This window comes from Paenibacillus puerhi, from assembly GCF_009846885.1.
In the GTDB taxonomy this organism is placed as follows: Bacteria; Bacillota; Bacilli; order Paenibacillales; family NBRC-103111; genus Paenibacillus_G; species Paenibacillus_G puerhi.
Window position 1 is genome coordinate 63,469 of record NZ_WUWM01000032.1, and the last position, 6,779, is coordinate 70,247.

General features: G+C 46.0%; 6 protein-coding genes. 4 read left to right on the top strand and 2 right to left on the bottom strand.

The features are described from left to right. Positions 1-302: 302 nt before the first annotated feature. Positions 303-839, bottom strand: coding sequence for a dihydrofolate reductase family protein (locus tag GSF01_RS23795; protein WP_159887771.1), 537 nt, complete (start codon positions 837-839; stop codon positions 303-305). A 123-nt stretch (positions 840-962) separates the two neighbouring features. On the opposite strand from GSF01_RS23795, the gene GSF01_RS23800 reads away from it, so the two are divergent. Next, positions 963-1,328 carry a winged helix-turn-helix transcriptional regulator gene (locus tag GSF01_RS23800; protein ID WP_159887772.1) on the top strand — a complete coding sequence of 122 codons (366 nt, stop codon included), beginning with the start codon at positions 963-965 and terminating at the stop codon, positions 1,326-1,328. A gap of 117 nt (positions 1,329-1,445) precedes the next feature. Here the strand turns inward: GSF01_RS23800 and GSF01_RS23805 are convergent, their stop codons facing one another. Next, positions 1,446-2,495: a serine hydrolase domain-containing protein gene (locus GSF01_RS23805; RefSeq protein ID WP_159887773.1), complete on the bottom strand. Its 1,050-nt coding sequence runs from the start codon at positions 2,493-2,495 to the stop codon at positions 1,446-1,448. A 203-nt stretch (positions 2,496-2,698) separates the two neighbouring features. On the opposite strand from GSF01_RS23805, the gene GSF01_RS23810 reads away from it, so the two are divergent. The 3 genes from GSF01_RS23810 (at position 2,699) to GSF01_RS23820 (ending at position 6,669) form a co-directional block, all read left to right on the top strand. Next, entirely contained in the window at positions 2,699-3,457 is a 759-nt protein-coding gene (locus GSF01_RS23810) for an AAC(3) family N-acetyltransferase (protein ID WP_159887774.1), read from the top strand. Positions 3,458-4,290: 833 nt separating this feature from the next. Then, positions 4,291-5,784 carry a malate:quinone oxidoreductase gene (locus tag GSF01_RS23815; protein ID WP_159887775.1) on the top strand — a complete coding sequence of 498 codons (1,494 nt, stop codon included), beginning with the start codon at positions 4,291-4,293 and terminating at the stop codon, positions 5,782-5,784. A 318-nt stretch (positions 5,785-6,102) separates the two neighbouring features. Then, the gene (locus GSF01_RS23820; protein WP_159887776.1) at positions 6,103-6,669 is read left to right on the top strand and encodes a cache domain-containing protein; all 567 of its coding nucleotides are present in this window, start codon (positions 6,103-6,105) and stop codon (positions 6,667-6,669) included. Positions 6,670-6,779: the final 110 nt, after the last annotated feature.

The window sequence follows — 6,779 nt, forward strand, 5'->3', positions numbered from 1 at the left end:
CCGGTTGAAACTTCATAAATTGAATCTTGATCTAATCCATCAAGCGGCAATTGGTAACCTTCTTCTAATGTATTTATATATTGTGGGCCTGAATTAGATTGGCTCTTAGCGGTATACTTTCTCCTCTGCTATCACCTCTAACATATCATAGCACAAGGGTTTGTTTTTTTATGCTAAAACACTCTTTGCCGAAAATGAATTCCAATACGTTTTTTGGTAGGTGCAGTGTAAAATAAAGCTTACCAATGTGCGCCCTCTCCTACTCGATTACTACTGTTAACGTTTGTGAAGGTAGTACGCCTTTATCGGTCGATCGCATAGTGCAGTTGAACGACGCCGCCGCCAAGAGGTCGGCAGTCCAGCAATTGTACAGGCTCAAATCGGTAGTTATCTTTGTTGATTAATAAATTTAACCCTTTACCTTCCATTACAGGCGCCAGATTAAAAATCACTTCGTCTACAAGTCCTTGTTCTAGAAACGAGTTGTGAATCTCCGCACCACCGCTGATAAGAGCAGTTTGGTGTCCCTTTTGCTGAAGATAGCTCAGGGCTTCTTGAGGCGATTTTACCACCGTTAAGCCGGGGATGGCAGCGATGTTTCTCGATATCATCACGATGTCCAACCCTGCAAAAGGACCGCCCGAGTTGGACTGTTCCTCTTGGGACACTCTGCTCGGGTCAGTCATTTCCTCAAACGTCCTGCGTCCGACTATGAAATTACCAGCAGCTTTTGCTTGTGCGGCGAAGTCGTCCAATGCTTCCCTTTTCGGCGGGTTATCGGTGCTGGTCTGTGCATAATTGCCATTTGCGGTTAGAGTTGCCCATAAGATGGTTTTCATTTGTTTCTCCTCCTCATAATCGATTCACTTCCTGCTTCACATCATAATCGACTCGTGGTACATTTGGAAAGTAGTTACATTTAAGTGCAATAGTTTCAAAATTTGAACTACGGAGTGGTCGCGATGATGGATCGAACTTGCCCTGGTACCGTTGAACCGATCCTGGAAATTCTAGACGGCAAATGGACGCTTTTGCTCTTATTCGAATTATTTAACGGAACCCGACGATTCGGGGAATTGCGCCGAAGATTGCAGCCTATTAGCCCGAAAACGCTGACGGACCGCTTGCGACTGTTAGAGGAGAAGCGCATCATCACACGTACTCTCTACCCTGGTGTACCGCTGCATGTCGAGTACGAGCTCACGGAAGGCGGGCAAGCTTTGCAACCGATTTTTGCCGCCATGTGGACGTGGACACAGGAGCATGGCGCATATTTACGGAAAGAGACGGAAGAGATAGACCAGAAGGATCAAGAAGAGATGGGATAGTGTATTTAGAAAGGGCCATCCCGCAAAGGATGGCCCTAAAACTTGCCGTTATAGACAACGAACGGTGAACCGTAGCACAAATAAGCGCACGTTCTTGTTATATATAGGTGTCCGAAGTTAAGTTAACGTATTCAGTACCCGAATCATCAGCTTATAGGACGAGCTCGGCTTGGATATTTGATTGACCGTACCGGTCAAATACAAGTCTCTCTCCGGGCAATAATACGCAAAAGCTCCCGATAAACCGGAATGTCCGATCAACTCCGGAAGTGATTTGAACGGTGAGAAAACCCTCGGAAGTTTGAATCTTGCGATCCCGATGCCGTACTGTAATGGGAAAAAGATTTTGTTCCAAGCGTACAGCTCGATCACGTATTCTTTAGGAAATAATGTGCCTTCAAAAAAGGCCCTTAGGAAACGCATCAGTTCCTCGGCAGTCGAGACGATTCCCCCATCCGGACCGAAGGAGGCCATGGCCTGAGGTATATGCAAGGGACGTTTCTTAAAGTATAGAGGCTGTGGAGCTTGATCGGGGTTGTTCGTATATAGGTAGGTTCTGGATAAGGCCAAGGGTTCATAGATAAACTGCTGAAACACATGTTCTAGCTTATCTTGCATGACGATTTCTATAATCTTACCAAGCAATTGGTAGTTGGTGTCGGAATATAAAGCCTTACCTTTTTTACCCGGTGGGAAGTGTGGCTTCATTTGCTTTGCGTCCTCCATCACCTTGTCAAACGACCAAGCCTGATCGTGTCCGGCAGTAATGTCATCCTGAAGCTTCCTGCCATGTTCTCGGACTTGTTGAAAGTAATCGGGAAGACCCGAAGTATGTGCCATCAATTGCTTGATCGTAAGGTCATAGGAATAGTCAGTTCCTCGGTAGTAATGGATGCCAGTGAGAATCTCCTTGTCCAGGTAAAGGCTTATCTTGTCGGTTAACTGGATTTTATTCAGCTCTCTAAGCTTCAATAGCGAGGCGGTTATGTAAAGCTTGGTCGTGCTCGCGATAAAGAATTGGCTGTCAGCATTCATATTGCCCGCCGCTCCGGTCCATACTAACTGCTTATCTCCAGACTCGATTCTCAGAACCGTCCCAAATATGTTTGTATGATCAATGGAAGAGTGAACGAGTCCATCCAGCTGTTTGTGCCAGGGCTGCTTCATTTGAAACCAACTCCTTTTCATCAATCTATGCCAAAGATAACACACAAATACTTGGCCGAAAATTACTTCGCTGCGCTTGGCCCTAGGCTTCGCGTATGTTTGATTTATTTTAACGGGATCACCTTGTTTATGCGCGGCTATTCATGTATGGTGGATTGCGAGATTATAAACATGAAGCGGGATCGATTGGGAGGGCGAAAAGCATGCACACGAAAGAGAGTCTGATAGAGCAATTAAAGCAACTGGGTATTGACCGCGAAGGGACATTGTTGATCCATTCTTCGTTAAAAAGCATGGGGCCGGTCGAGGGTGGCGCGGACACGGTTCTGGATGCGTTTACGGAGTATATGAAGGACGGCTTGCTCGTATTTCCCACCCATACGTGGTCCTATATAAACGCGGACAATCCGAGATTTTACGTCGATCGTTCACCTACCTGCATCGGAATATTGACCGAGCTTTTTCGGCAGCGGCCCGGTGTGGTAAGATCTTGGCATCCCACCCATTCGGTGGCTGCGTTGGGACGGGACGCGGTAGAGTTTACAAGCGGCGATCACCGATTCGACACTCCTTGCGCCAGAGGCTCCGCTTGGGGAAAGCTGCTCGACCGCAAGGCGACCATCTTGTTAGTCGGGGTAGATTTGAGGCGCAACACCTTTATTCATGGAGTGGAAGAGTGGGTGGACATCCCGGGCCGGATGACGGATGGCCATGAGCAGCTCTACACGGTATTATCCGACGGAACGGAGATCGCCGTCCCTTCCCGCAGGCATTGCGGGTTGTCATGGTCGCAGCACTTTTGGAAAGTGGATCAGGTTCTTGAAGATGCCGGGGCGATGTATAAGGGACAGCTTGGCGAAGCTGTTGTAAGGGTTTGTGACGCGGCAGCGGTGTCGGAAGTCATAACGGAAATGCTCAAGGCCAATCCGGATTTGTTCTCGGATAATAATCCTCTGGCTTGATCGGCCCGGATGACAGAATGCAGATACGGGATGACCGCTCCCCGTTAGATCAGATAAGGCCATCCGCCAAGGATGGCCTTTGCTGGCGAGTTCCCTTCTGTACAGGGCCCTTGGCTACGTAAAGCTAGTTACATGGATCGAGACATAACATCAGTCAAGTATGAAGTGGAAGGATAGGGTGGGGCGGAAAAGTCTGCAAATATACAGGAACTTTACCACTCCCCCTTCCTATAGAGCTGAACTTCTGCGAATATGCATCCATTTTTCCTGAAAATGAAAAAAAGGGGCCTTTTGTGCAGACCAAGCCTGCATATTTGTAGGTACGTATCTGATGTTCTTCATTTTCTGTTCTAAAAGATGTATGTTCGCAGGAAAATGAGTTCAGCAGCATCCTATCTGCCGTTGACGAAACTCGTGAATCACGTGCGACTTGCGGTTGGTCATTAGGAGAAAAGTTTTTTTATTGAAACGTTTTGTTGTATTATAGTAGAGGACCTTGTTGGATGAGTTTCGACTCGACGAGTGGATCACACTCAAGGAGCTGTCGGAATTTCTAAAGATGTCGGTGGATTACTGAAACCTGGCAGACGGACTTTTTACTTTTTCCTGTAAAAGTATGGCCCACCCGATATTTACCGGCTTTTAAATAACCGATAACTATCTTATTATAGTAAATATATATATTAATCTGTTAATAATATTGATACACTAAGATCAGGTGATGCTTGATCCAGAAAAGGGTGAGTGACAAAGTCGCGCCCTCGTTTGGTGTGACTCCTAATCAGGAACACCTACATCCTTTTTGCAAATTTTACGGTATAAGGACGGTAAACATGAGTAACAGACAAACGCAAACAGACGTTATCTTAATTGGTGCCGGAATCATGAGTGCGACGTTGGGTTCCATGCTGAAGGAATTAGTGCCGGACTGGAACATTACGGTGTTTGAGAGGCTCGCAAGCGCTGGGGAAGAAAGCTCTAACGAATGGAATAATGCGGGAACGGGGCATGCCTCGCTGTGCGAGCTTAACTACACCGTCGAAAAACCGGACGGATCCGTAGATATTAGCAAAGCTATAAAAGTGAACGAAGAGTATCAGGTTTCCAAGCAGTTTTGGTCTTATCTGGTAGACAGCAAGCTGATACACAATCCGCGCGACTTTATCGCGCCATTGCCTCATATGAGTTTTGTCCAAGGAAAACAAAATGTAAACTTCTTAAAAAAGCGTTTTGAAGCGATGTCTAACAATCCGCTGTTTCAAGGGATGGAATTTTCCGACGACCCGGAGAAACTGATGGAATGGATCCCGCTTATTATGAAAGACCGGACAGTGAAAGAGCCGATAGCGGCAACAAGAATCGAATCCGGTACGGATGTTAACTTTGGCGCTTTAACGCGCATCTTGTTCGACCACTTGAAGAGTAAAGACGTCGATATCAGATTTAAACATAATGTGGATGATGTAAAACGTACTCGTGACGGCTTATGGGAATTGAAAGTGCGGAATGTCGACAGCGGTACTGTCGAACGCCATACGGCGAAATTCGTCTTTATCGGCGGCGGGGGAGGAAGCCTGCATTTACTGCAAAAATCCGGTATTCCTGAAGGAAAGGGTATCGGAGGATTTCCGGTAAGCGGACTGTTCATGGTGTGTAAGAAGCCGGAGATTGTAGCGCAGCATCATGCCAAGGTATACGGTCAAGCTCCAGTCGGTGCTCCACCGATGTCTGTTCCGCATCTGGACAAACGATTTATCGAGAATAAAGAAATGTTGTTCTTTGGACCGTTTGCCGGGTTCTCGCCCAAGTTTTTAAAATTAGGCTCCATGTTTGATCTGATAACCTCCGTAAAGCCGCATAACCAGGTAACTATGCTCGCGGCAGGGGTAAAAAACGTTCCACTGACGAAGTACCTGATCCAGCAGGTTATGTTAACAAAAGAACAGCGCATGGAGGCTTTACGGGAGTTTATTCCGAATGCCAAGAGCGAGGATTGGGAGCTGGTGGTAGCGGGCCAGCGTGTTCAGGTTATCAAAAATACGCCTGCCGGCAAAGGAACGCTTCAATTCGGTACGGAAGTCATTAATGCGGCTGATGGGTCGATAGCTGCGTTGCTCGGTGCTTCTCCAGGTGCTTCGACTGCGGTTTCGGTCATGCTTGAGGTCATAAGAAAATGCTTCCCGCAGCATATAAAGGCGTGGGAACCGAAGTTAAAAGAAATGATTCCTTCTTATAACATGTCCCTATTGAGTAACCCCAAGCTTATCGAGGAAATTCATACTTCGACCGCACAGGCGCTTGGTCTAAACAGTAAATCATACGCATAGGACAGCTCCCTTTATGTCACGACGATGAAGAAAAGCTCCTTTTCTAGCAGAAAGGCTCCAAAGCCTGCTGCTGTGAAGGGAGCTTTTTCTGTTCAGCGTACCCAGCTAATGGTCCGAATCGATGATTTTCCAACTATTTATGATTGTTTTACATATGCCATGCAACCGATAGTGTATGATGAAGATATTCCTTGATGTGAGGTACTATTTTGAAGGGAGGTGTGATTTAGCTAAAAGAATTACCGTTTACCTGATGCTGAAGTACGAAAGCCTCATGTAGATTTACTTCAAGCAAACTGTTGATGCGGAGGGATTGAGATGGCAAACAAGAGTAAATTAAAATGGATATTCAGACTACCCAGGTTTTCCTTCAAGCGGATCCAGACTAAATTCCTCGTTTACATTTTGCCCGCCTTATTAGTTTCCATGATTATCTTATGCTGGGTGAGCTATTCCTTCTCTAAAGATACAATTACTACAGAGATTGAACACAAGATGGCCAACCAAATGGATGCGACCGTCCAAAATATTCGAAATAAACTGTCTTCCCACGTACGCATCCCACAAACCGTAGCACGAATGATCGAAACATCGGGACAGCAATTGTCGAAGGAAGGATACAAGGAGTTATTGCTCAACATACCGTCTCTGAATAGAGATACGCTTGGCGTGGGCGTTTATTATGAGCCCTATCGGTATGATAGTGGGGTGAAATATTTTGCTCCCTATGCGTATAAAGACGGAAATACTATCGTATATACAGACGAATATGCGTCTAATGAGTATAACTACCCACAGTGGGAATGGTATCAGAATGGTAAACTGGGAAAAGAAGTCGTATTTACCGATCCTTATTTTGATAAGAGCTTAAATAGGGCTTGCTGAATGCGAATAAATCCATATTTCACAAGGGTTACCGGGCATTTCCGTCGAATATATCTGCAAGGAAAACGTGGCAAAACGCTCAAAAACCTTGCAGATGGAGTGACGAAACA